Source organism: Mesorhizobium sp. WSM1343, assembly GCF_055901535.1.
On record NZ_CM148370.1, the window covers coordinates 2,604,687 to 2,628,383 of the forward strand.

General features: G+C 62.7%; 21 protein-coding genes and 1 tRNA gene. 9 read left to right on the plus strand and 13 right to left on the minus strand.

What is annotated here, in order from left to right; translation table 11 throughout:
- Positions 1 to 185 precede the first annotated feature (185 nt).
- Positions 186 to 644 carry a phasin gene (locus AC0NIL_RS12525; protein WP_275953967.1) on the plus strand — a complete coding sequence of 153 codons (459 nt, stop codon included), beginning with the start codon at positions 186 to 188 and terminating at the stop codon, positions 642 to 644.
- A gap of 369 nt (positions 645 to 1,013) precedes the next feature.
- Positions 1,014 to 1,090, plus strand: a tRNA-His gene (locus tag AC0NIL_RS12530).
- 413 nt (positions 1,091 to 1,503) lie between these two features.
- On the opposite strand, the gene lhgO is transcribed toward AC0NIL_RS12530, so the two are convergent.
- Together lhgO and AC0NIL_RS12540 are read right to left on the minus strand one after the other, a co-directional pair.
- Positions 1,504 to 2,694, minus strand: a complete 1,191-nt coding sequence (gene lhgO / locus AC0NIL_RS12535; RefSeq protein ID WP_198032110.1) for an L-2-hydroxyglutarate oxidase — start codon at positions 2,692 to 2,694, stop codon at positions 1,504 to 1,506.
- A 26-nt stretch (positions 2,695 to 2,720) separates the two neighbouring features.
- Complete coding sequence (locus AC0NIL_RS12540; RefSeq protein WP_064994603.1) at positions 2,721 to 3,407, minus strand: ABC transporter ATP-binding protein; 687 nt, start codon at positions 3,405 to 3,407, stop codon at positions 2,721 to 2,723.
- Between the two features lie 81 nt (positions 3,408 to 3,488).
- Between AC0NIL_RS12540 and AC0NIL_RS12545 the strand changes: the two genes are divergently transcribed.
- Positions 3,489 to 4,835: an NAD(P)/FAD-dependent oxidoreductase gene (locus AC0NIL_RS12545; protein WP_473572412.1), complete on the plus strand. Its 1,347-nt coding sequence runs from the start codon at positions 3,489 to 3,491 to the stop codon at positions 4,833 to 4,835.
- 56 nt (positions 4,836 to 4,891) lie between these two features.
- On the opposite strand, the gene AC0NIL_RS12550 is transcribed toward AC0NIL_RS12545, so the two are convergent.
- The 11 genes from AC0NIL_RS12550 to AC0NIL_RS12600 form a co-directional block, all read right to left on the minus strand.
- A complete protein-coding gene (locus AC0NIL_RS12550; protein ID WP_473572411.1) occupies positions 4,892 to 6,160 on the minus strand; it encodes a D-tagatose-bisphosphate aldolase, class II, non-catalytic subunit in 1,269 nt (422 codons plus the stop codon).
- The gene (locus tag AC0NIL_RS12555; protein ID WP_473572410.1) at positions 6,160 to 7,146 is read right to left on the minus strand and encodes a tagatose kinase; all 987 of its coding nucleotides are present in this window, start codon (positions 7,144 to 7,146) and stop codon (positions 6,160 to 6,162) included. Before AC0NIL_RS12555 ends, AC0NIL_RS12550 begins: the two co-directional genes overlap by 1 nt.
- Positions 7,147 to 7,183: 37 nt before the next feature.
- Positions 7,184 to 8,401 carry an ROK family transcriptional regulator gene (locus AC0NIL_RS12560; protein WP_337122733.1) on the minus strand — a complete coding sequence of 406 codons (1,218 nt, stop codon included), beginning with the start codon at positions 8,399 to 8,401 and terminating at the stop codon, positions 7,184 to 7,186.
- Positions 8,402 to 8,572: 171 nt separating this feature from the next.
- Positions 8,573 to 9,586: a substrate-binding domain-containing protein gene (locus AC0NIL_RS12565; RefSeq protein ID WP_013530261.1), complete on the minus strand. Its 1,014-nt coding sequence runs from the start codon at positions 9,584 to 9,586 to the stop codon at positions 8,573 to 8,575.
- Between the two features lie 44 nt (positions 9,587 to 9,630).
- The gene (locus AC0NIL_RS12570) at positions 9,631 to 10,599 is read right to left on the minus strand and encodes an ABC transporter permease (protein WP_063172820.1); all 969 of its coding nucleotides are present in this window, start codon (positions 10,597 to 10,599) and stop codon (positions 9,631 to 9,633) included.
- 31 nt (positions 10,600 to 10,630) lie between these two features.
- Complete coding sequence (locus AC0NIL_RS12575; protein ID WP_337122732.1) at positions 10,631 to 12,154, minus strand: sugar ABC transporter ATP-binding protein; 1,524 nt, start codon at positions 12,152 to 12,154, stop codon at positions 10,631 to 10,633.
- A 61-nt stretch (positions 12,155 to 12,215) separates the two neighbouring features.
- Positions 12,216 to 13,103: a sugar phosphate isomerase/epimerase family protein gene (locus tag AC0NIL_RS12580; RefSeq protein WP_473572408.1), complete on the minus strand. Its 888-nt coding sequence runs from the start codon at positions 13,101 to 13,103 to the stop codon at positions 12,216 to 12,218.
- Between the two features lie 416 nt (positions 13,104 to 13,519).
- Positions 13,520 to 14,149 (minus strand): HAD family hydrolase, encoded by a 630-nt coding sequence (locus AC0NIL_RS12585; RefSeq protein WP_473572458.1) that lies wholly within the window; start codon positions 14,147 to 14,149, stop codon positions 13,520 to 13,522.
- Complete coding sequence (locus tag AC0NIL_RS12590; RefSeq protein ID WP_275953962.1) at positions 14,149 to 15,669, minus strand: FGGY-family carbohydrate kinase; 1,521 nt, start codon at positions 15,667 to 15,669, stop codon at positions 14,149 to 14,151. The genes AC0NIL_RS12585 and AC0NIL_RS12590 overlap by 1 nt, the downstream gene beginning before the upstream one ends.
- Before the next feature lie 163 nt (positions 15,670 to 15,832).
- Positions 15,833 to 16,633, minus strand: a complete 801-nt coding sequence (locus tag AC0NIL_RS12595; RefSeq protein ID WP_024502261.1) for a BtpA/SgcQ family protein — start codon at positions 16,631 to 16,633, stop codon at positions 15,833 to 15,835.
- A 39-nt stretch (positions 16,634 to 16,672) separates the two neighbouring features.
- Positions 16,673 to 17,533, minus strand: coding sequence for a DeoR/GlpR family DNA-binding transcription regulator (locus AC0NIL_RS12600; RefSeq protein WP_013530268.1), 861 nt, complete (start codon positions 17,531 to 17,533; stop codon positions 16,673 to 16,675).
- Between the two features lie 166 nt (positions 17,534 to 17,699).
- Here AC0NIL_RS12600 and AC0NIL_RS12605 point away from each other — a divergent pair, with 166 nt between their 5' ends.
- The 6 genes from AC0NIL_RS12605 (at position 17,700) to AC0NIL_RS12630 (ending at position 23,682) form a co-directional block, all read left to right on the plus strand.
- A complete protein-coding gene (locus tag AC0NIL_RS12605; protein ID WP_024502263.1) occupies positions 17,700 to 18,500 on the plus strand; it encodes an SDR family NAD(P)-dependent oxidoreductase in 801 nt (266 codons plus the stop codon).
- A gap of 175 nt (positions 18,501 to 18,675) precedes the next feature.
- On the plus strand, positions 18,676 to 19,851 hold the full coding sequence (locus AC0NIL_RS12610) for an ABC transporter ATP-binding protein (RefSeq protein WP_063170085.1): 1,176 nt from the start codon (positions 18,676 to 18,678) through the stop codon (positions 19,849 to 19,851).
- Positions 19,848 to 20,678: a carbohydrate ABC transporter permease gene (locus AC0NIL_RS12615; RefSeq protein WP_013530271.1), complete on the plus strand. Its 831-nt coding sequence runs from the start codon at positions 19,848 to 19,850 to the stop codon at positions 20,676 to 20,678. The genes AC0NIL_RS12610 and AC0NIL_RS12615 overlap by 4 nt, the downstream gene beginning before the upstream one ends.
- Positions 20,679 to 20,773: 95 nt before the next feature.
- Positions 20,774 to 22,069 carry an ABC transporter substrate-binding protein gene (locus AC0NIL_RS12620; RefSeq protein WP_473572406.1) on the plus strand — a complete coding sequence of 432 codons (1,296 nt, stop codon included), beginning with the start codon at positions 20,774 to 20,776 and terminating at the stop codon, positions 22,067 to 22,069.
- 69 nt (positions 22,070 to 22,138) lie between these two features.
- On the plus strand, positions 22,139 to 23,089 hold the full coding sequence (locus AC0NIL_RS12625) for a carbohydrate ABC transporter permease (protein WP_473575002.1): 951 nt from the start codon (positions 22,139 to 22,141) through the stop codon (positions 23,087 to 23,089).
- A 59-nt stretch (positions 23,090 to 23,148) separates the two neighbouring features.
- A complete protein-coding gene (locus AC0NIL_RS12630; protein WP_473572404.1) occupies positions 23,149 to 23,682 on the plus strand; it encodes a hypothetical protein in 534 nt (177 codons plus the stop codon).
- The last annotated feature ends 15 nt before the right edge of the window (positions 23,683 to 23,697 follow it).

Consider the following 23,697-nt stretch of genomic DNA (forward strand, 5'->3'; position numbering starts at 1 on the left):
GCGCGAAGGTCCACAAGCCAGAACGTGCAAAGGCTGGAATCTGGGCTCTTGGTTAACGGCCCAAAAGAAATTTATGGTGCACTGCAACAAAGATATTGCAATGCACAAAATTTGCCTTTATATTGCCATCATACATGAACGAGACGGCTTTCTGTCAAAGCCGCTGCCGCTGAAAAGGATGGAAAATGTCCAGGACCAAGACCGCCGAGACGATCGAAAACGTTGAATTCCCGAGCTTCGACGCTTCCAAGGCGACTGACCAGATTCGCGCTTTCGCCGAAAAGGGCGTTGAGCAGTCGAAAGAGGCTTATGCCAAGCTGAAGACCGGCGCCGAGGAGACCCAGAAGGCTCTGGAGTCGACCTACGAGACCGCCAAGACCGTTTCCAACGACCTGTCGCTCAAGACCATCTCCGCTTTGCGTGCCAATGCCGAGGCCGGTTTTTCCCACCTCGAAGCCCTGATCGGCGCCAAGTCGCTGTCGGAAGTCGTCGAGCTGCAGACCGCCTTCCTGCGCAAGCGCGTCGAATCGACCGTCGAGCAGGCCAAGGACTTCCAGGCCGTTGCCTCCAAGGCCGCCGAGGACGTCTCCAAGCCGATCAAGACCGCCTTCGAGAAGGCGTTGAAGGAAATCAAGGTTGCCTAACATTTGCGCATGATCTGAAGATGCAACAAAAGGTCGCATTTTCTTAAAAACGATCAGGTGTATGATGGCAGCCATCAAGGAATACCCGGTGAGTGGAACCTCCTCCCTCTGCTCCCCGGGGTGACCAGCCAGCACCTCCTCCCGCTGGCTCGTAACAGGAAAAGGCCGGCACCTCCTCCCGCCGGCCTTTTTCTTTGTCCGTCGCCTGGTCCTTGCCTGCGCCTTCTTGCTGGGCGAATGCCGCGCCGATGTGGGGAAGTGACCTTTGCTTTCCAAAAGCCTTGAATTAGAATCCATAAGCCCGTAAGGACGCATCGCCGAACGACAGAGCGGCGGATGAGTTTCTGTTTCGATCCGCTCAGGCAACGTGCCGTTGTAGCTCAGATGGTTAGAGCGCCGGATTGTGGATCCGGAGGTCGCTGGTTCGATCCCAGCCAACGGTACCATAAATAGCGACATAATTTCAAAGACTTAAAGGCTTCTGGTTAGCTAGGCTGGCTTGGGTGTCGGTGCGTCCTATGGACGTGTACCATTCTGGTGCCATAGGGAGGCCGTCCAGCTATGACGGTCAACAAAATGGCGGTTAGCCCGGAGCGAACCCTGCCAATGACGTCAGCCGTCGTTTCGCCTGAGATCTTTGCGCAGCCAAAAAAGCCGTCGTCCACACGGAACCTTTGCTTGCGGAAACCGCAGGCCAAGTTGCTACCCTCTCGCCGGGAGCGGCATTGCTGGCCTGGTGGTGCGCCGATCTGGTTCCGACGCAAAAGCTGCGTTGGCCGCGGCCGGTGCCCTAATTCCCTTCTTGGCCAAGACAGATACTCCAGCGTTCAGTTGGGCTCCAGTGCGTACCGCCTCATTTTCAGCAGCCCTGTATGAGGCGATCTCGAATCATCTCTGCAATCGGGATCGCCGAGGTGGCGGCGGGGGAAGGCGCGTTGCAGACGTGCAGCATGCGGTCCGTTTGTGCGAACAGGAAATCATGGATGAGGGCACCGTCCTTGCGCACGGCTTGCGCGCGGATGCCTGCTTCGTGCGGGAGCAGGTCGGCGAGCTCGAGGCTCGGACAGTATTTCCGGCACTCCTCCAGATAGCCTGGCTTCCAGAGCGAGTTGCGGAGTTCCGTTACCGCAGATCCGCGGTTGGCGAACACGGTTTTCCAGAAGCCGGGAAACAGCGCGTAGTCGGCCATGTCCGAAACGTTGAACGAAAGCCGTGGATAGCCTTCGCGGGCAAAACCGATAACGGCATTCGGCCCGACCGTGACGCTGCCGTCGATCATCCGCGTCAGGTGCACGCCAAGGAAGGGCAGGGCTGGATCCGGGACGGGATAGATCAGATGGCGGACAATGTCGTTCTTCGATGCGGGAAGGCGATAGTATTCGCCGCGGAAGGGAACGATGCGATGCTCGATCGAAAGCCCGGCGAGCACGGCCAGCCGGTCCGATTGGAGACCGCCGCAGACCACCAGTTTTTTCGCCTGCCAGTTTTCGCCGGCCGACGCGATATCGACGGAATCGATGACTTCGCGAATGCCGGTGACGCGCGTCGACAGGCGGATCTCGCCGCCAAGCGCCCTGATGCGCCGCCCCATGGCTTGGCAGACATCGGCATAGCTGACGATGCCGGTCGAGGCCACGAAAAGCGCGCCGAGACCGCGGATGTTCGGTTCCCGCTCCTTCAATTCCCCCTCGCTGACGCGCCGGACTTCGATCGTGTTCTGCTTCGAGCGTTCGTGGAGCGCCTCCATGCGCTGCACTTCGAGTGCGGAGGTGGCGACGAGCAGTTTGCCGCAGACATCAAAGCGGATGCCGTTCTCCTGGCAGAAGGCCTTGGTGGCATCCGCGCCCTTGCGGCAGAGCTCGGCCTTCAGGCTGCCTGGCGGATAGTAGATGCCGGCATGGATGACACCACTGTTGTGGCCGGTCTGGTGCTTGCCGAGAGCCTCCTCTTTCTCCAACAGGATCAGGCTGCAGCCGGGATATGTTTCCAGCAGCCGCATGGCCGTCGCCAGGCCGACGATGCCGCCGCCGATGACGCAGTAGTCGAAAATCATTGTTGTAGTCCTTGCCTGCCCGATTATGCGTGCGCCGTCTGACGATCGCCATAGCCGAAATAGGCCTTTTCCAGCGCATGCCCGTCGGCAAGCTCGCTTGCCGAACCCTCCAGCGCGTTATGGCCGTTGCGCGGCACGTAGACGCGGGAAGCGAGGTCGAGAATGCGAGCGGTGGACCGTTCGACGACGAGCAGGGTCAGCCCGCTGGCGTTAAGCTGGCGGAGGCTTTCGTAGACCTGGTCGATCACCAGCGGCGCAAGGCCAAGCGACGGTTCATCGATCATCATCAGCGACGGGCGCTGCAGGATGGCGCGGGCGATGGCAAGCTGCTGCTGCTCGCCGCCGGAAAGGTGGCCGGCAACGCCGCGGTAGCGGGTCCTGAGGATCGGAAGATTCCCAGAACCCGTTCCCAGATCGGCGGCCGCTTCGGCCTTGTCCTTGCGGATCATGCCGCCGAGCAGCAGGTTTTCCCGCACCGTCAGTGTCCGGAAGATACTGCGGCCTTCCGGCACCGGTGCCAGGCCCTTCCGGCATAGCTTTTCCGGCGCCTGGCCGGCGATCGACTCGCTGTTGAAGGCAAGCGTGCCCCCGGTCGGCGCCATGGCCCGGAAATTGATTTCAGAAGCGTGGATTTGCCGGCGCCGCGATCTGGCCTCGTCGTTCCCGGCAAGCAGCAGCTGACGATCAATCTCCTCGCGTGGTATCGACATCTCACGGCGGCCAGATATCGCTGCCCTGATATCAAGTGCGTAGACCGGACGCCGCTGCGGAATGCCAAAGGATAGTGCTCTTTGACAATCTTCCCCTTCACTGAAGCCACCCCGATCCAGTTCCAGCAGCCCCTGCCGAGGACCTCGGACGTCGTGATCATCGGCGGCGGGGTCATTGGCGTGACCACGGCACTGTTCCTGGCGCGGCGGAACGTCTCGGTGACGCTGCTGGAAAAGGGACGCATCGCCGCCGAGCAATCCTCGCGCAACTGGGGCTGGATCCGGCAGCAGGGCCGCGATGCCGACGAACTGCCGATCGTCATCGAAGCGCAGCGCCTCTGGCGGCAACTGGCACAGGAATGTGGCGAGGACATAGGACTGAAGCAGACGGGCGTTACCTATCTTGCGCGAACAGACAAGGAGATGGCCGGTTTCGCGAAATTCCTGAAGATCGCCCAGGCTCATGGCGTCGACACGCGTCTCCTCGACCAGGGTGAGCTGGCAAGCCTGATCCCGGCCATGTCGCGACTGTTCAAAGGCGCAATGATCACTCCATCGGACATGCGGGCAGAACCTTGGGTCGCCGTGCCCGCGCTTGCTCGCCTGGCGGCCCGCGAAGGCGCGACGATCATCGAGAATTGCGCGGCACGTATGCTCGACATCTCCGCGGGACGCATCAGTGGCGTCTGGACCGAGAAAGGGCTCATCGCGGCCTCGAGCGTCCTCGTCGCCAGCGGCGCGTGGACGTCGCTGTTCCTGCGCGCCCACGGCATCTCGATTCCGCAGCTCAGCGTCAGGGCGACCGTCGCTGCGACAGCGCCGATGGCGGAAATCCACGCCGGTGCCGCCGCGGACGAACGCATCGCTTTCCGGCGCAGGCAGGATGGCGGGTACACGCTCGCATCGGGAGGCAGCAGCCAACTCTACATAGGGCCGGATGCATTTCGCCATGCGGGCAAATATGTCAGCGCCCTGATGGCCAATCCGTTCGGCACACGCTACCTGCCGGTGGCGCCGCGAGGCTACCCGGACGGCTGGTCGACCCCGCGCAGATGGAACGCGGATGAAGAAAGCCCTTTCGAACGGATGCGCGTCCTCAATCCAGCTCCCGAGACGTCGGCGCTCCGCGCCATCGACGGCGGGTTCAGGGAGCTTTTCCCTCAGTTCACGACCGTACCGCTCAAGGCGAGCTGGGCGGGCATGATCGATGCGATGCCTGATGTCGTGCCCATCGTCGATCGCGCCGCTGCGTTCCCAGGCCTCGTTGTCGCGACCGGGATGAGTGGCCACGGCTTCGGCATAGGACCCGGAATGGGCCGCATCCTGTCCGATTTGATCCAGGGCAACGAGCCCGGGCACAATCTCCACAGGTTCCGTCAATCCCGTTTCAGCGACGGCAGCCCGATCCGATTGGGACCATCGCTGTAAGTATTTCTGCCGCCCGCCAGCCCATCCGCACTGGCCTTGAAGAACCGGACGAGGGCTCAGGTGCTGCATGCCCGGGCGTAGATCTCGATGCTTCGCTGGACGTGATCGATCGCGATCTCCTCGACGTCGCAGCCGCGGGCGGCCCAAGCGAGCGCCGAAGGCAGGTGCTGGAGAAACAGCGTCACCGGCACCTTGCGGCCCTTCAACGCGTCGAAGAGCCGGTCGCAGGCGGCACGGGCTTGCGGGGTCGCCCAATAATATCGGATGCGATCGGAATAGGAGTAGTGGCGCAGCGTCCGTCTGTCGGCATCGCTGCCATGATAGTGGCTTGCCCAGTTCTTGGGCGCGGCTTGCATCAGCTCTTCCATGGCGTGGTAAAGCGGCCGCTCGCCATAGAAAGGCACCAGATCGGAAGCGATCAGGTCGAGCGCGTACAGCGCCTCGCGCAGTTTGAAGGTCAGCTCGGGGCCGACCTTGAGGATGGCGAAGCCGTCCTCGACGAGTTCACGCAGCGGCCTTTCGCCCTGATAGTCCGTCGAATGGGCTTCGAAAATGAGCGACGGCAATGTGTTCAGAGTTGCCGCCAGATCGCTGGCCTTGGTCCGATCGTAAAAAATCACATTCTGGTTGCCGAACTCCACGCCCGGCTGCACGACAAGCCCGATGACGCGGGAAAACGCGCTTTCAAGCCCGGCGGCCTGGAATGCTTTGGCGTGAATGGCATGTGTCTGGCGAGCCGCCTCCGGACTGGTCGGGGTGATCGCATCCAAAGCGTGATCGGCGCCACCGGGAGGCGGCACCTCCGTCCCGATGATGTAGACCGGGCTTGCCCCGCCGCTCTGCGCGGCCGCCTGTTCCGCGACGCCCGCCATTCTGGCTGCGCGCTCGGCCACCGTATGGTCGTCTAGCGCCGCCGGTTCACCCGCGCAGCCCATCGATGCATCGAGATGGATCTTGCGGAAGCCGGCGCGGACATAAGCATCGACCATTGTCCCGGCCTGCGCCATCGCCTCCTCGGCGGGCCGGTCTTTCCAGGGATTGGGACCGAGATGATCCCCGCCAAGCACGATCAGCTCTGTCGGGCACTGCTCGACTGCCGCGAGCGCTTTCACCATCGCCGCGAAATCGGACGGCGTCATGCCCGTATAGCCGCCCAGATGATTGACCTGGTTGCACGTCGCTTCGATCAGGACGGTGGTGCCCGTGTCCCGGCCGTGCCGCAGTGCGGCTTTCAGCACCAGGGGGTGCGCCGAGCACACCGAGGTCACCCCGATTTTCTTTCCTTCCCTGTGCAGGCCCGGCACATCTTCGATCGCCACACGCATCAGCTTCTTCTCGCCGTTCTTGCCATGAAATCTTCCAGTTCGGCCCGCGTGCCGGCTCCCTCCATGGGGCCGAGGCGTGTGACGTTGCGCGCCCCTGCCGCATTGGCGAATTTGAGCGAAGTCCGCAGCGGCATCCCCAACCGCCGGCATGCGACATAGGCTCCGCCGAAACAGTCGCCGGCGCCGGTGGGGTCCATTTCCTCGACGATGAGGCCGGGACAATCGGCACTGGCGCCCGTGCTTTGACGGGCTGACGCGCCACGTTCACCGCGCTTCACGGCGATCTCCTTGACCCCTCGTTTGAACAGCGCCTCGATTGCGCGTTCCTCGCCATCCATGCCGGCGGCCAGGAACAATTCATTGCCCGACGGCAGCAGCAGGTCCACTTTGTCCACCAGGCTCGCGAATTTCTCCTCGGTCTGGCCGTGCGCCAGCAATTCCTTGCGCAGGTTCGGATCGAGCGACATGGTGCCGCCGCGTGCCTTGATCAGCGGGATCGCGCGTTCGGTGATCGCCCAGGCTGCGGGGCTTGCGAACACCGTTCCCATGACGTGGATATGCCCGCAACGTGCGATCAGCGCCTCGACCTGCGGGGTCCATTCCAATCGAGCGGCGGCGGATTTGGCGATGTTGTAGACGAAATCGCGGCTTCCGTCCGTGCGGTAGCGGACAAAGGCGCTGCCCGTCGGATAATCCGCGGAAACAGCGATGGCGGAAGTGTCTACGCCGTCTCGCTTCAGGCGCTCCATGTTGACCGCGCCGAAATCGTCGTCGCCCACCACGCCCACCATTGCCGCCGCTCCGCCCATACGCGCGCATTGATCGATGAAGATGGCGGGCGCGCCGCTCGGAAAGGGACCAATGAGGTCGATCGGTTCCCGGAAGCCGGTGCCTGTCTGCCTCGCGACGATCTCTACCAGGATTTCTCCAATCGTCACGGTTGGCCCGAGCGAGTCCGGTGCAAGCGTTTGGGGGAGGTCGTTCATCAAGCGTCCAATCCTGGGTGTGGTGTCGTTTGCGGTTTCACGACGCCGAGGCGTCTGGACCGGAAACCGCGTCCTTGTTGAGCATCTGGTTGTCGAGCGACATGAAGCGTTGATGCATCATGCAAGCGGCTCCGAAGGCAGCTCCATAGATGGCGCTCTCGTTGAAAACGATCTCGGGGATAGGAAAGGTCGCGGCCTGGAGCTCGCGGATATGCGCGTCGACCCGTGCGGCGACCAATGGATACAATTCCGCGACGGACCCGCCCAGCACGATGCGGTTCGGGTCGATCAGCCGCGAGATCTGCACGACTGCAAATGCGAACAAGACAGCCCATTCTTCGGCGAGCTGCACCGCTTGAGGAACACGATCGCGGACGTCACGCAGGAACAAGTCCAAGTCGGCGTCCGGCCTGTACTGGCGATAGGATGACAGGATGCGGTCGCGCCCGAAGGCCTGCTCCAGATTCCGGTATGTCGGGTTCCGTGTCTTGAGGTGGCCGACTTCTCCGGCCAGGCCATTGCCGCCGCGGAACAACTTGCCGTCGATCACAATTCCGCCACCGACGCCGTTCTCGATGACCATGAAGAAGGTGACGCCGCTCGCCGCTTCCGGCTGGCTGTATGTGATGCCGATGCCGAATGCGTTGCCGTCATTTTCCGCGGATACCGGAATCTCGGCCGGAAGAAGGCTGCGGGCAAGGCCTGTGAGATCGACATTGCGCCACCCCAGGATCGGTGCGACGTGGATGAAACCGTCCTGGTTCATTTGTCCGGGCACCGCGATGCCGATGCCCTGACATCGCGCCAGGCTATCCTTCCGCATCTCGAGAAACACCTGTTCGATCGCCATGTGGACCGCGGCCTCCGGATCGCTGTCGTGTCCTTCGAAGCGCGTCATGGCGCTGCGAACGATCTTGCCCGCGAGATCGATCTCGATGCATGTCATATGTTCGACACCGATCTCTATGCCGGCGAAGAAAACGGCTTCAGGCACGATTTCCACGAGGATACCCGGTCTTCCGGCCCTGGGCTGGCCCGCCGGATTCGCGATATCGTTCTCCGCCACTTCGCGAACGAGTCCGGCCTCGACCAACTCCAGGACGATATTGCCGGCGGACGAGCGGTTGACCCCCATATGCCTGGCGAGATCGGCCCGGCTCAAAGGGCCGAAGCGGTGGAGCGCGTTCAGCGTCGCTACCGAATTGCTCTGGCGGATCCTGCGAGGCGAGCTGCTGGCGAAGGTTACATGGTTCATGGCGGACTCCGCATGTTCGTTCCCAGCCTATACTTCACCCGAGCTTGTTTTTCCTCCGGCAACGCAAAGTCCTCAAAAGAATGAACCGCCTGATGTCGGAAGCAAGCAATTCCCGTTGCGCCGGACGCGAAGGAGAATGCCGCGAGCGAGCGGCATCCTCCTGTTGGAGCGTCAATTGCCGACAAGCACCTTGTCGACATTCTCGGAGGTCACCGCCAGCCACGGCACGTAGTAATGCTGGTCCTTGCCGTCGTTCCAGGCGAGCTTGCCGCCGTTTACGTCCCAGACAGCCGCGCGCGGCTTGTAGCTGTCGCCGACGATCTTGTGCAGCGCGAGGTCGATCGCCCCTTGCGCCTGTCCGTTGGCATCCTGGAGGATGGACATCGACTGTTCGCCACGCTTGACGGCTTCAAGCGCGTCCTTGATGCCGTCCACGCCGGCGACCGGAACCGTCTTGGGATCCAGGCCGTGGTTGCGGATGCCCTCGATGGCGCCGACGGCCATCTCGTCGTTTTCGGCCAGGACGCCCTGGATCGCATCGCCATGCGAGGTCAGAAAATTCTCCATCAGCGTGATGGCCTCGGCGCGTGACCAGTTGGCGGTGTTCTGCTCCAGGATGGTCACTCCGGGATTTTCCTTCAGCACCTTCTGGATCCCTTCAAGCCGCTGTACCTGGGCCGACTGGCCCAGCATCCCTTCCAGGATCACGACCTTGGCCTGTGGGCCGGCCTTGTCGATCACCGCCTTGGCCAGCATTTCGCCGGCCTCGACATCGTTGGAATTGATGTAGGCGTCGTAGAGTGCGGTGTTGGAAACCATCGTGTTGGAGCCGAACACCGGGATGCCGGCTGCCTTCGCGCGCTCGATCGGTTCATTGCCGGCGTCGATGTCGACCGGGATGAAGATGATCGCGTCATATTTTTCGGTGATGGCTGTGTCGAACAAGTTCGACTGCGTCAGCACGTCCTGGCGACCGTCGAGAACTGTCAGCGTGGCGGTACCGTCCGCAAGCGCGGGGTGCGCCTTGGCGGCATCGGCCCACAGAACATTGTACTCGGTGTTGAGGCTCTGGACGATCGCCGCGATCTTCAACGTCTTGGCGTCGGCCGAACTCCCCCCGAACACCATGCCTGCAAGGGCAAGGCCGGCCGCTGCTCCCATCAGGAAGCGTCTTGTCGTTTTCATGTGCATTTCCTCCATGTTGCGTGCGGCCGCGCCGCTTGCGCCTGTTACTCTCTCCCGGCTCGGGAGCGGTCGATCAGCACCGCGAGGACGATGATCGAACCCTTGATGATCTGCTGGTAGTATGAGGACACCCCCATCAGATCGAGACCGTTGCTGATCATGCCGATGATCAGCACGCCCACCAGCGTATAGCCGATGCGGCCGATACCTCCGGTGAGGCTTGTTCCGCCGATGACCACCGCCGCGATGGCATCGAGTTCGTAGCCGATGCCCGCCTGTGGCAGGGCGGACGTGGTGCGGGCCGTCAGCATGACACCCGCGAGACCGGCCAGCGCGCCCATGATGACGTAAACCGAAAAGATGATGCCGGTGGTGTTGATGCCGCTCGTCTTTGCACTGCGCGGGTTTCCGCCCACCGCATAGACCCGTCTTCCGTAAATGGAGTAGCGCAGGACGATCGCCGCGACAGCGAAGACGACGGCGAAAATGATCACCGGTACCGGTATGCCGAGCACGAGACCCTGGCCGAGCCAGCGGAATTCGAGGCTGAGATTGGGAATCGGGCGGCCGCCGCTGTAAAGCAGCGTCGCGCCGCGCGCCACGCTCAGCATTCCGAGCGTGGCGACGAAGGCCGGCACCTTGAAGTAGGCGATCAGCCCGCCATTGACGGCGCCGCAAAGCGCGCCCACGGCGACGCCGGCTGCGACTGCTAGGAGCGGATTGAACGCATCCGCGCCGGTGACCAGGCTGGCCGCCACGGCGCCGGCCAGCGCCAGGAGCGAACCGATGGAGAGATCGATGCCGGCCGTCAGGATCACGAAGGTCATGCCGACAGCCAGCACACCGTTCATGGAGACCTGCCGCAGAACGTTCAGCAGATTGTTGGTGGACAGGAAGTTCGGCGACGCCAGCGACAACATGACGAACAGCAGGATAAACGAGATGACGATGCCATAACGGGCGATGAACTTTCCCAGGCTCATGCCGCTCATGCTTTGACTGGCGGATACCATTGGATTCTTCTCCACGAAATGGATCGTCTGGCTAGGAAGCCAGATGAACGAGGGTTTCCTGGGTGGCCTCGGGTCCGGCGACCTCGCCTGCGATGCGGCCCCGGCGAAAAACAACGATGCGATCCGCATTGGCGAGGATTTCGGGCACCTCGGACGAGATCATCAGCACGGCGTTTCCCGCCTTCACGAAATTGCCGAGGAAGGCGTAGATCTCGCGCTTGGCGCCTTCGTCGACGCCGCGTGTCGGCTCGTCGCAGATCAGGATCCTGGGGTTGGTATCGACACAGCGCGCAAGGACAACCTTCTGCTGGTTGCCGCCGCTCAGGGATTGGACGGGCAGGTCCGGCGACGCCGTCTTGATGGAGAAGCGCTTGATGTGCTCGACCACGCTCCTGGCTTCCGCCGATCCGTTCATGAAGCCCTTGCGCGCATAATGCGGCAGGTTGGCCACGGTGATGTTGTGGGCGACCGACGCGGTCAGTGACAGGCCCGTCTGCTTGCGGTCCTCCGTGACCAGCGAAATGCCGGCGCCGATGGAATCGGCGGGCGTCTTGAGATCGATGGGCTTGCCCTCGATCAGCACCTGGCCGGAATCCCGCGGCTCGTTTCCGTAGAGCGCATTCACGAACTCACTGCGACCGGAGCCGAGAAGCCCGTATATGCCGACGATCTCTCCCGCATGAACGGTCATGTCGATGTCGGCGAACTTTCCCTTCGATGCAAAGCCGCGGGCTTCGAGCAGGGGTTTCTGCGGGCCGGTATCCTTCGGTTCGCGATGATGGTCCAACAGGTCGCGGCCGACGATCGACCGGATCAGGCCCTTGCGGTCGATTTCGGAAATCGATCCGCCGCCTACGAAACGGCCGTCGCGGAAGACCGTATAATCGTCGGCGATCTCGAAGATCTCGGTCAGGCGGTGCGAGACATAAATGATGCCTACGCCCTCCGCGGTCAGAGTGCGGATCGCGTCGAACAGCATCTGCGCCTCGCGCTCGCCAATGGCCGAGGTAGGCTCGTCCATGATCAGGATGTCGCTGCGGCGGCTGATTGCCTTGGTGATCTCGACGAGTTGGGCCTGCGCGATCGAAAGATCGCGCAGCCGCGCACCAGCGGGGATGTTGAATTTCAACCGCGCCAGGATCGCCTCCGCGTCGCTTAGCATGCACTTGTCGTCGACGAAGAAGCGGCCGCGCCGCTGTTCCCGGCCGAGATAGAGGTTCTCGGCGACGGTCATGTCCAGGAAGGGGCTAAGCTCCTGGGTGATGATGGCGATACCCGCATCGAGCGCCTCGGCGGGGGAGGAGAAATTCACCTCCCGGCCTCTCACCGTGACGGATCCGGCGTCGCGCCGCAGCATCCCCATCAACACGCCGAGGAAAGTCGACTTGCCGGCACCGTTGCCACCGCACAAGGCATTGACCGTCCCGGCGCGCAACCGAATCCGCCCGTCGACCAGGGCGGGAACGCCTGCAAAGCTCTTCGCGACATTTTCGGCGCCGAGGAGAAGCGGCGCGGTGGCGCCGTTCTCGTTGGTGATAGCTTCGTTCTGCGTCATCTTCCCGTCCTCCTCGGGATGAGATGGCGCGGGCGCTTGTCGGCCCGCAGCCCTTTCGTCTTCAGGCAGCCTTGTTGATCTCGGCCCGGCGCACGGCTTCTTCCCAACGGCTTTCGATGAAAGCCTTGGCATGCGCGGCGAGCGGATTGTTGTCGGTCCAGGTGTCGCGCCAGATGCCGCACACACGCGACAGGGCTTCATCGACGATGGCGCTGGAGAAGCTCTCGAAGGTGACGTCGCGATTGTGGAAGCCAATGTCCACCAGCGCGGAAAAGATGCTCGCGAAATCGATCGTACCGGTGCCGAGATAGCCGCGGTAGTTCTCGTTGAAGTGGAAATAACCGAGCTTGTCCCCAGCCAGACGGATCGCCTCGGCCTGGCTCGCCTCCTCGATGTTCATGTGGAACGTGTCGAGATGCAGGAAGACGTCGTCGCGGCCGGTGTCCTTGATGAACTTCAGGCCTTGCGCGGTCGTGTTCAAGAGGTTGGACTCGAAGCGGTTCACCAATTCCAGAACGATCTGCACGCCGCTATCCCTGGCCACCTCGGCTGTCGCGGCGATGGCGTCGGCGCTGTTCATCCAGCCGGTTCGCGTGGGCAGCCCGTCATACTTGCCGTGCATCGAATAGAGAATGCCGCCCAATCGGATGCCGCCGATGTCGCGGACCGCCTTGACCGCGTCGGACAAGAGCGCCTTTCCCTTGGTGACCACGGCCTTGTCCTCGCTCGAGACGTCCGCATCCGCCGACAGGCCCATGGTGACCACGATCTCGATGTCCAGTTCCTTGGCTTGCTTCGCCAGGCGGTCGAGGTCGAATTTCTCGGGCCGCAGATAAGCGAACTCGATCAGCCGGTAACCATGCTCCGCCGACTTGGCGAGCGCCATTTCCAGGCCCTCCTGGGTCAGGCCGTTTGTCCAGACAAATGAATGGATACCAAGACGCCGCATTCAGATCCTCCGATAATTAGGTTTGCATGTTAAAGATACAAACTTGATCCTGAATGCCTAAAATTCAGCTTCGGCGCAAGAGGAATTCTGGCATTGGTCGGCGCGAGCCAATCATGCCGGATTAAAAAAATGCTGGAAAACAGACAGTTGAGGGGCGTCATGGAGGTGCGAGAAAATTTTCTCTGACCCATGCGAGAAACAGGATATGCAGCTTTTGACAACAAATATCCCGTCACTTGCGCAGACCGAGCGGCATGGACCGCTCGCTCGGCGAGATGCACGGCGAATGCGGAACGAGCGGAACCCGGTCCAACGTTCGTCAGTTCCTGCCAAGGCATTCGCTTGGGACCAGCCGGCGGACGCCCGATCCTCCGGCTTGCCCAAGCGCGCACCCGGACGCGGCGACGCGAAAACCCTCAGCCGGGAAACAGGTCCAGGATCGACGACAGACGGTTGGCACTGAGATCGATGTCGCTGAGCGGGCCGCCGCTGGGGAGATAGGCAACCACGAACAGACCGGCGGCCCGTGCGGCCTTGGTGCCGGTGCGGCTGTCTTCCACAGCGACGACGGATCCCGGAGCTATGGCGAGCTGCCGGCAGGCCTCGCGATAGGGCGTTGGGTCGGGTTTGCCGACCGTAACGTCGTCGAGGCTGATTGTGAGGCTCATATGGTCGAGCACGCCGAGCGCATCGAGATTGGCATTGACGACTTGCCGGCCGGAATTTGACACGCAGACCTGCGGGATGCCGCGGTCAGCCAGGGTCCGGATCGTCTCGACCGCCTCGGGGATCGGGATGGCGTCCGCCCGGTTGGCGACGTAGTGGGCATTGATGGCGGCGAGCCACTCCGCCTGGTCAAGCCCGACTGGGAGGCGCGGACGCAGCATTGTCCAGACGTCGCCCATATGGATGCCGCGAAAGGCTTGGTCGGGCAGGTCGTCAAGATCGACGTTCCAGTTGCGGCAGCCGGCGAGGAGAGATTGATGATGCAACGGCTCGCTGTCGATCAGCGTTCCGTCGATGTCCCAGGCGACGGCGCGATACATCACGATGGCGATCCCGCTTTGGTCGCGCCAGGAGCCGATAGGCGTGTATAGAGATCGCGATAGCGGCGGTAACCGTCGCGGTAGATGTCGGCCTTTCGCGGGTCGGGATGGAGCCGGTCGGCGAAGCTGACGAAACCGGAAACGCCCGACCAGTCGTCGGTCAGGCCGGTGCCTATCGCCGCCGTCCAGGCAGCGCCGATGCAAGAGCCGGGGTGCCCGGTCAGGCGTTGGACCGGCTTTTGCAAGACATCCGCGACAATCTGCATCCAGACCTTGCTGCTTGAGCCGCCGTCGGAGGCGAGATAGCGCTCGGTCCGATGGCCCATGTCGTTGAGCACCTCGACATGATGCGCGATGGCAAAGGCATAGGCCTCGAGCAAAGCGCGCCAGACATGGCCGATATCGTGCGAAAGCGTCAGGCCGTCGATCACGCCGCGGGCCGCTGGATCATGGATCGGCGTCTTCTCGCCAAGGAAATAGGGCAGGATGATGAGGCCGTCGGCACCGGCGGGACGCTCTGCCGCCAGTGCATCGAGCCGCTGGTGTACGGAAATACCCTCGGCCTGTGCCGCGGCCATCTCGCCGCCGGCGAAATTGCGTACGAACCAGTTGAGGGCCGAGCCGCCTGTCGACATGCAGCCATTGGGCATGAACAGGCCCGGCACCAGGTGATAATCGAGATACATGCGCGGATCGGGCTTGATCTGATCGGTAGCGATCAGGATATCGACCGAGCCGCCGAATTTCAGGAGGACATCGCCCGGCTTGGCGACGCCGGCGCCAAGCGCGGAGGCGATCATGTCGGCTGCACCGCCGACGACCGGTGTTCCCGCCATCAGGCCTGTCTCATCGGCGGCCTTCGCCGAGACGGAGCCGAGGATCTCATGCGAGGCGATCTTTCGTGGCACGGCCGAGCGCGGTATGTGCGCGAGCGCCACCAGATCGTCGTCGATCCGGTGCGTCGAAACGTCGACGAAGCCGGCCTCCAGCGCCCAGTTCTGCTCGACCGCACGTTCGCCGGTGAGGCGCCAGTTGATATAATCGTAGGAGCCGAAAACGGTGGCGATGCGGCTGAACACCTCCGGCTCGTGACGCTCAATCCAGCGCAGCTTTGCGGTGACGAGCTGTTGGTTGATGCCGTTGCCGGCCTTGGCGATGAAAGCCGTCTCATCGCATTCGGTCCGCAGTTCGGCCACTTCGGCGCCACAGCGGCCGTCGCTCTGCTGGATGCTCGGCCGCAGCACTTCGCCCTTCTCGTTCAGAAGAACGACCGCCGGCAGCATGCCGGTGGTGCCGACCGCCACGATTTCCTCGGCCTTGATGCCGCTGGTCCTGAGCAACTCCTGCACGATGTCGCGGACATTGGTCCACCATTGCGCGGGATCTTCCTCGGCCCAGCCCGCATGCTCGGAATGCAGCGTGACGGGGCGCGAGGCGAGGCCCAGCACCTGATCGGGAAGCCGGATCAGGATGCCGATCGTCGAGGTGGTGCCGATATCGAGACCGAGAACGAACGCCATGTCGAATCCATTGAAATGCTGGGAAGGGCAGGCGGGCGAAACCTGTCTGCCTCGTTGTGTCGCACTGCTCGATACCAGTCGATCATTCCGGACGCCGGCCTGCAACGATCGATATGATCACCGCGAGCCGGCGCGATGGCCGGCATCGCCGTGGAAGCCGTCCTCAGCGCAAAGTGGCGACAACATCCATGAAGCGCTTGACCCGATCGCCGTCGACGGCGTTCCAGGTATTGCCACCGATCTTGAAATGGGTCCCGATCACGACGCCGCTCGCCAGCGAAAGGACGTCGCGGACATTGTCGATGTTCACGCCGGTGTTGGCGAAGACCGGCACGTCCTTGATCGTCTCGCAGACGCTGCGCAGGTGGGACTGGTCGGCCGGCTGGCCGGTGATCGGACCGGAGACGAGGATCGCGTCTGCCATCGACGAGAACACCGCGCTCTTGGCACGCAATTCAATCGGGCGCTGGTCGAGCGAGTGTGCGAACTCGGCATTGATGTTGAAGAGAAGCTTCATGTCGTCGCGACCAAGGTTGTGCCGCAGGCGCGAGGCGGCGGCGCAATCGGGCTCCCACAAGCCCATATCGGAAGCGAACAGGCCGGTGAAGATCTCGCGCACGAAACGGGCTCCGGTGGCAGCTCCGATCGCGACGCTGGCAGTCGGATCCCAGAGATAGTTGACGCCAAACGGCACTCTCAGCTCGGGCTTCACCGCCTGGACGATGGCAGTCATGGCGGCAATGCCCTCGGGCGGCGCCTTGAAGACATAGGGGCGGTCGTTCTCGTTGCCGAACATGATGGCATCGACGCCGCCGTTCTGCAGCTTGCGGATGTCGGAGAGTACGCCATCGATCAGCTTGTCGAGGCCGCCATCGGCATCATAGAGGGGCGTTCCCGGCAGGGCACCGATATGTGCCATCGAGATGACAGCCTTCTTCTTGTCGCCGAAAAATTCAAATACCATCGAGTCTTCTCCTTGGGGATAAAGTGAAAATGGCGCGCCTCAGTCGCGCGTCAGTGGCGGCGCGATGCGCAGGTCGACCTTGGCCGCGGCGAGCGCCGCGACGATCTTGGCCGGCGGCTCGGCATCGGTGATGAGGATGTCGATGTCCGACAGTGGCGCTATCCGCACCAGCGACATGCGCAGGAATTTGGCGGAATCGCACAGGACGATCTTGGTGCCTGACCGCCTCAGATAGGCGCGCTTCATATCGGTATCATCGAAGGAATAATCGAAGAGGCCGTCCGCTGTGATACCGGAGACGCCGATCACGGCGACATCGAACCACAGCGCCTCGAACTGGGCGATGGCCGCAGGCCCGCCGGTCGACATCTCGTCGGCCCGTACGCGGCCGCCGGCAACATAGACTTCGGGCACACCGCCATTCAGCGCCGCCGCGATCCTGAGGCTGTTGGTGAACACCTTGGCGTGCGGAAGGTCCCTGAGGTGCTCGGCCATCAGATAGGTGGTGGTGCCGACATCCAAAGCGATCGTGCGGTATCCCGAAACCAGCGCGGCCGCGGCCGCGGCAATCGCGGCCTTCGGGTCGCGGCGCTGGCGCAAGCGCGAATCGAAACTCGGCTCTTCGCTGTCCATGGCGACCAGCGGCGGGTTGTCGGCCTCGATCGCGCCGCCATGGATTCGGACCAGCCTACCCTCGCGTTCCAGTTCGACGAGATCGCGGCGGATCGTCATGTCGGAAACGGCAAGTTCGGCCGCTGCCGCGGCGACGGTGAGCGACCCCGTCCGGCGCAGCAAAGCCAGGATGCGTGCCTGCCGGTCGTGCGCGAGAAGGCGCTGACGATCGGCGTCGCGCGGTGCGCCATGCGGCGATGTCTCAGGAAGGGTGGTGTCGTCTGCCATCGATGTATCCGGTGGGTAAGCCGCCGACGAAGCGGTCTGCTGATCTTCACACTACCGCATGATCAAACATTTTCAAACAAAAATATGTTTGCAGTGTTCGATTTTATTGGTATGCATCTCGATATCAACAAAATGCGTTCCGCCATCAAGCAGAGAGAATACGACCATGCCGGCTGTCTCCGTCACGCCTCCCGTGCTTGCCGAACTCGCGGGCAAGCGAGCCTTCGTGACGGGCGGTGGCGCGGGGATCGGCCGGGCGATCGCGACCGCCCTGACGCGGCAGGGCGTCGCCGTGGCGATCGGCGATCTGGATCCCAAGGCGGCACGTCAGGCGGCTGAGGAAATTGGTGGCGGTGCCGCCGCCGTCACGGTCGATGTCCGCCGCCGCGATTCCGTCGAGGCGGCCTTCTCCACCGTACTGGAAGCGCTTGGCGGCTGCGACATCCTGATCGCCAATGCCGGCGTGTCCACCATGCAGCACGCGCTCGATCTGACCGACGAAGAGTGGGACTTCAACTTTTCGGTCAATGCCCGCGGTGTATTCCTGGCAAATCAGATCGCTGGACGGCATTTTGTCAAGCAGGGCACGGGCTGCATCGTCAACACCGCCTCGCTTGCCGCGAAGGTCGGTGCGCCGCTCCTGGCGCATTATTCGGCATCCAAGTTCGCCGTGCTCGGCTGGACGCAGGCCTTTGCCCGCGAGCTCGCGCCCAAGGGGATACGCGTTAATGCCGTCTGTCCGGGGTTCGTCAAGACCGGCATGCAATCGCGCGAAGTCGAGTGGGAGGCGCATCTGCGGCAAGTCACGCCCGAACGGGTGGTCGCCGACTATATCGCGCAGACGCCGCTCGGCCGGCTCGAGCTGCCGGAGGATGTCGCCGACGTCGTCGTGTTCCTCTGCTCGGATCAAGCCCGCTTCATGACCGGCCAGGGCGTCAACGTGACCGGCGGCGTCTACATGACCTGACGGCCTTTCGGCGGCTGTAGCCGGATACTGATGCGGGCACGCGCCTATCCAAAAAAGTGAACACATATGATCAGAAGTTAGGCTTTTAATGTTATATTTTGTTCTCTAAGATGACCGTTCGCTCGACTTCGGCCTTCGGCGTCAGCCGGGTCAGACGGGTTCATGAGGAAAGTCTATGGCGTCTATCGAGCTCGATCGCGTTTCCAAGCTCTACGGCAATGGCAATTACGGGGTGCATGAGGTCGATCTCACCATTCCCGATGGTGAATTCGTGATCTTTCTCGGTCCGTCGGGATGCGGCAAGTCGACGACGCTGCGGATGATTGCCGGTCTGGAGAGTATCTCCTCCGGCGATCTCCGCATCGGTGGCAAGAGCGTCGCCAATGTCGCCCCGCGCGACCGAAACGTCGCCGTGGTGTTCCAGAGCTACGCGCTCTATCCGCATATGTCGGTGCGGCAGAATATGGCCTTCGGGCTGAAGATGCGCGGCACCGACGCGGCGGTCATCGATGCCAAGATTGCAGACGCCGCTAACCTGCTCGGTCTGCAGAATCTTCTCGGCCGCAAGCCGGCAGCGCTTTCGGGTGGCCAGCGGCAGCGTGTCGCGCTCGGCCGGGCGATCGTTCGCGAACCGGCGGCCTTCCTGCTTGACGAACCGCTGTCCAATCTCGATGCGCAACTGCGTGCCGAGATGCGGCTCGAACTCGTGAAGCTGCACCGGCGCCTCGGCCGCACCATCGTCCATGTCACCCACGACCAGGTCGAGGCGATGACCATGGGCGATCGCATATGCATCATGCGCGATGGTCGCCTGATCCAGGCCGGCCGGCCGCTTGAAGTCTATGCCGACCCGGTCAACACCTTCGTCGCACGCTTCCTGGCGACGCCGCCGATGAACCTCATTCCGGCCACGCTTCAGGCCGCACCTGGCGAAGGGCTCTCCGTCCTGACCGACAGCGGTGCCGTGCTTGCCGTCCCCGCCCGCCACCGCAACGCTTATGGCGAGCGTGCCGGGCGCCGCGTCATTCTGGGCGTGCGGGCCGAGGATTTCCACGAAAGCCCCGACAAGCCGGACTGGCAGAAGATTGCCGTACGGGTCGTGGCCGTCGAGGCTCTCGGCGCCGAGAACGTCCTGATCGGCCAGATTGCCGGTCACGCCACCGGCAGGGATGATGCTCACCCCGCGGGGGGCGACAAGCCGTTTGAGATCGCCGCCCGCCTCAGCCGTTATTTCACGGCGCCCGTCGGCTCGATGGTCGAACTCTACATCGACCCGCTGCCGATGCACCTCTTTGATCCCGAAACCGAACTGGTCATCGCGCGGCCGAGCCTCATGGGGGCCACGCGATGACCAGCATGGACAGAAACGAACGGCCGGCCTTTCGTCGCCGCTTCGGCTTGCATTTCGGGCTGATTGTCGTCTGCGCCATCGTGCTGCTGCCGCCGCTCTGGGTGCTGCGGACAAGCTTCGTCCCCGAGCAGTTGTCCTACAGCAACGAGCTGATGCCGGCCTTTACGACGGACAATTATTCGGCGCTGCTGTCGAGCCGCTTCGGTCAGTCGTACCTCAACAGCCTGATCGTCGCGCTCGGCTCGGTTCTGCTCGCATTGCCTTTTGCCGCCACCACCGGCTATGCCTTCGCCCGCTTCCGCACGGGCGGTCGTTGGGCGCGTTTTGCCGTTCTGGCGACGCAGATGTTGCCGCCCGTGGCGCTGGTGCTGCCGACCTTCACGCTGTTCCGAAGCCTGGAGCTCAGCAATTCGCTGACGGGGCTGATCATCGTCTATGCCGCGCTCAACCTGCCTTTCCTGACCTGGATCCTGATGGGCTTCTTCGAGGGCATTCCAGTCGATCTGGAATGGGCGGCGATGACCGACGGCGCGACCGCCTGGGGCGCCTTCTGGCGTATTGTCCTGCCGGTGTCGATGCCCGGTATCGCGGCCGCCGGCGTGCTCGGCTTCATCCTGGCGTGGAATGAGTTTTTGTTTGCCCTGGTTTTGAGCGGGCCGAAGACGGCAACCATACCGGTTGCGCTTGCGGCGTTGCAGACCTCGAACGGCGTCCAGATCGCCAAGGTTTCTGCCGGCGTCGTCCTTGCCATCCTGCCGCTGGTCGTGGCTTCCCGCTTCATCCAGCGTTTCATCGTCCAGGGCTTGACGTTCGGCAGCGTGAAATAGGCCGGCCGCTCCGAGAGCCGACATGGCTCGCTAGCCGGTTATGAAATCGTGGCGGGATCACCGCCGCGTCCAGAGGGAAAGAGGAGTAGAGAGTTATGACTTGGAACAAGCAGACCTTGATCAAAATGCTGATGACGGCCGTGAGCGGGGCAGCTGTTGTCGGCGCATCGCTTCCGGCCAGGGCGGCTGAGCCCATCACCTTGCACGCCTTGATGGAGGACGTGCCGGAAACCAAGATCATTGAAGCGCTGTTGCCCGAATTCGAGAAGCAGACCGGCATCAAGGTCGAGTTCGAGAAGATCGGCTATCCTGACATGCACGACAAGCTGGTGTCGCAGCTGACCGCGCCGCAGAGCTATTACAATGTGCTCGAGGTCGACTTCCTGTGGGCCGGCGAATTTCCGGCGGCCGGCTGGCTGGCCGACCTGAAACCCTTCGTCGAGAAATCCAAATACGATCTGAGCCCCTTCATTCCCTCGACGCTTGACCTGCTCGGCCGAACCAAGGACCAGCTGTTCCTGGTGCCCATGTACAACTACTCGATGGGCCTCCTCTACCGGAAGGACCTGATCGGCGATGAGAAGCTCAAGGCCGCCTACAAGACGGCAACCGGCAAGGAGCTCGCTTTGCCGACGACGCTCGAAGATTATGTGGCGATTTCCAAATTCATGAAGGCCAATGCCGGTGTCGCCGGGGCCGCGATGCAGGGCCAGCGCGGCGATCCCAACAGCATGGAATTCTCCAACTATCTGTTCTCCGCCGGCGGCAGCTATCTCAATGCCGACGGCAAGGCGGGCCTCGACACGGCAGAGGCCAAGAAGGCGCTCGATCTCTATGTCGACAACATCCAGCATGGCGCCCAGCAGGGTGCCGTGTCGGCGACGCTCGATGACACCATGCGCCTGATGTGCAGCGGTTCGGCCTTCAGCATGGTCACCTATTGGTGGATGCTGCCGCAGATGGACGATGCCGTGAAGTGTCCGACGGTCGCCGGCAAGGTCGGCCTGTCGGTGATGCCGGGTGGCCATGGCGAAAGCGGCGGTTGGGGCTGGGGCATTCCCAAAAACACGTCGCCGGAAGAGCAGGAAGCCGCCTGGACCTTCATCCAGTGGGTGCAGAGCAAGGAGGTTTCGGTGAAGCGCGCGCTCGAGGGCCACGCGCCCGTGCGCAGCGATGTCTATGCCGATGCGGCGGTGCTGGCGAAATATCCCTTCTACAAGACCGCCGAGGATGTGGTGGCGACCGGCAAGTCGTTCCCGATCTTCACCTATTCGGCGCAATACGAGGATCTGCTCGGTACCCAGCTCTCGCTGGCGGCTGGCGGCCAGGCGACTTCGGAGGCGGCGCTGAAGGCGGCTTCCGACGGCCTGCAGGGGCTCCTCGACAAGTAGTGGTCCGGCTCTGCCAGGAGATCCGGCGCGGCGGTGTCAGCCGCGCCGGATCTTGTCCAGACCCGGATCTTGACGAGATCAGCAACCGACCAAGGCTCGGCCACGATGCACAATGCGATCAAAAAAGGATGGGCTGCCCGTGGCCGCGAGTGGCGGACCGGCTGGGCCTTTGCCTTGCCCGGCCTCCTGCTGCTGGCGATCGTGATGGGCTTTCCGCTGGCCTATGCCTGCATCCTCTCGATCTCCTCGATGACCTTGATCAAGCCGCAGCTTCTGCCGCTTGTCGGGTTCAAGAATTTCGCCTCGATGATCGGCGATGAGCTGTTCTGGAACGCGCTCTGGCTCACCGTGCGCTATTCGGCGGTGACGGTGGTCGGTGAATTCGTGATCGGGCTCGGCATCGCCCTGATGCTCAACCGGACGGTCCGGATGAAGCCGGTCTATTTCGCGGTTCTGACCATTCCCATGGCGATGTCGCCGATCAGCGTTGCCCTGATCTGGCGCATGCTGCTCCAGCCCAATCTCGGCATCGCCAATCATCTCATGGAGATATCAGGCCTGCCGCGCCTCGACTGGCTAGGCACGCCAGGCATGGCGCTCTGGACGATGGCGGCGATCGACATCTGGCAGCAAATGTCCTTCGTTGTGCTGATCCTGGCCGCTGGGCTCGCCGCTCTGCCGCGCGATCCCTATGAGGCGGCTGAAGTGGATGGTGCACGCGGCTGGCAGCAATTCGTCTACATCACGCTGCCGATGCTGCGGCCGGTCGCGGCGATCACCATCATCATCCAGCTGATCAACGAGTTCCGGACCTACGATCTGCCCTACGTCCTGACCAAGGGCGGGCCGGGCAACGCGACCGAAGTGCTGAGCTTCTTTGCCTACCGCCGTGCCTTTCTCGGCCTTTCGCTCAACGAAGGCGCTGCCGCCGCGTTCGTGCTGCTGCTGATCGTCCTTCTGCTCACCGTGATCTTCTTCGCCGTCCTCGAGCGCTCGCAATCGGGGGAGGGCCGGAAGTAGGGCGTTAAGCCTTGAGCAATCTATGCGGCCTATCCTGGCTTGCAGATTGTCGAGGGAACATGAAACGCCAGCCGCTTCTGCTTTTCGCCTTTCCGTTTCTCATTCTGGCGGTCCTGGCAGGGGAGCGCATGGCGACCTTGTTGCTGGGCACCTATCCGGCCAGCCCCACCGCATGGTGGCTATGGCTTGAACTGCGCCCTCTGTCGACGGTGCTTTGGCAGCAGGTCGATGTCTGGCTTGGTGGCTCCATGGTTATCGACGCCGTCATTCTTGCCGCGGCAGCGATCGTCTGCTGGGTGGCGTGCCACGCCAAAAGGTCGGCATTCTCGTTCCTCGCCAACCATGTCGCCTTGATTTTCGCTGGCCTGATGATCGCCGTCGGCAGCCATTCGGAAACGGCGAGCACGATTGCCGAATTCACCTCGCCCAAGGGTCTTCCATATTCGCTGGCCGTCGATTTCACCTTGAAGAACAGCCTGGTGCTGCTTTTCGGCATCGTGGCCTGTGCCTACTGCCACATCGCCTTCCTCACCGAGGCTCGGGAGCGGTCCGTCCGGGCCATCCGCATCCTGGCGCTGCAGCGCGATCTCTAGAGCAATATATGGCGT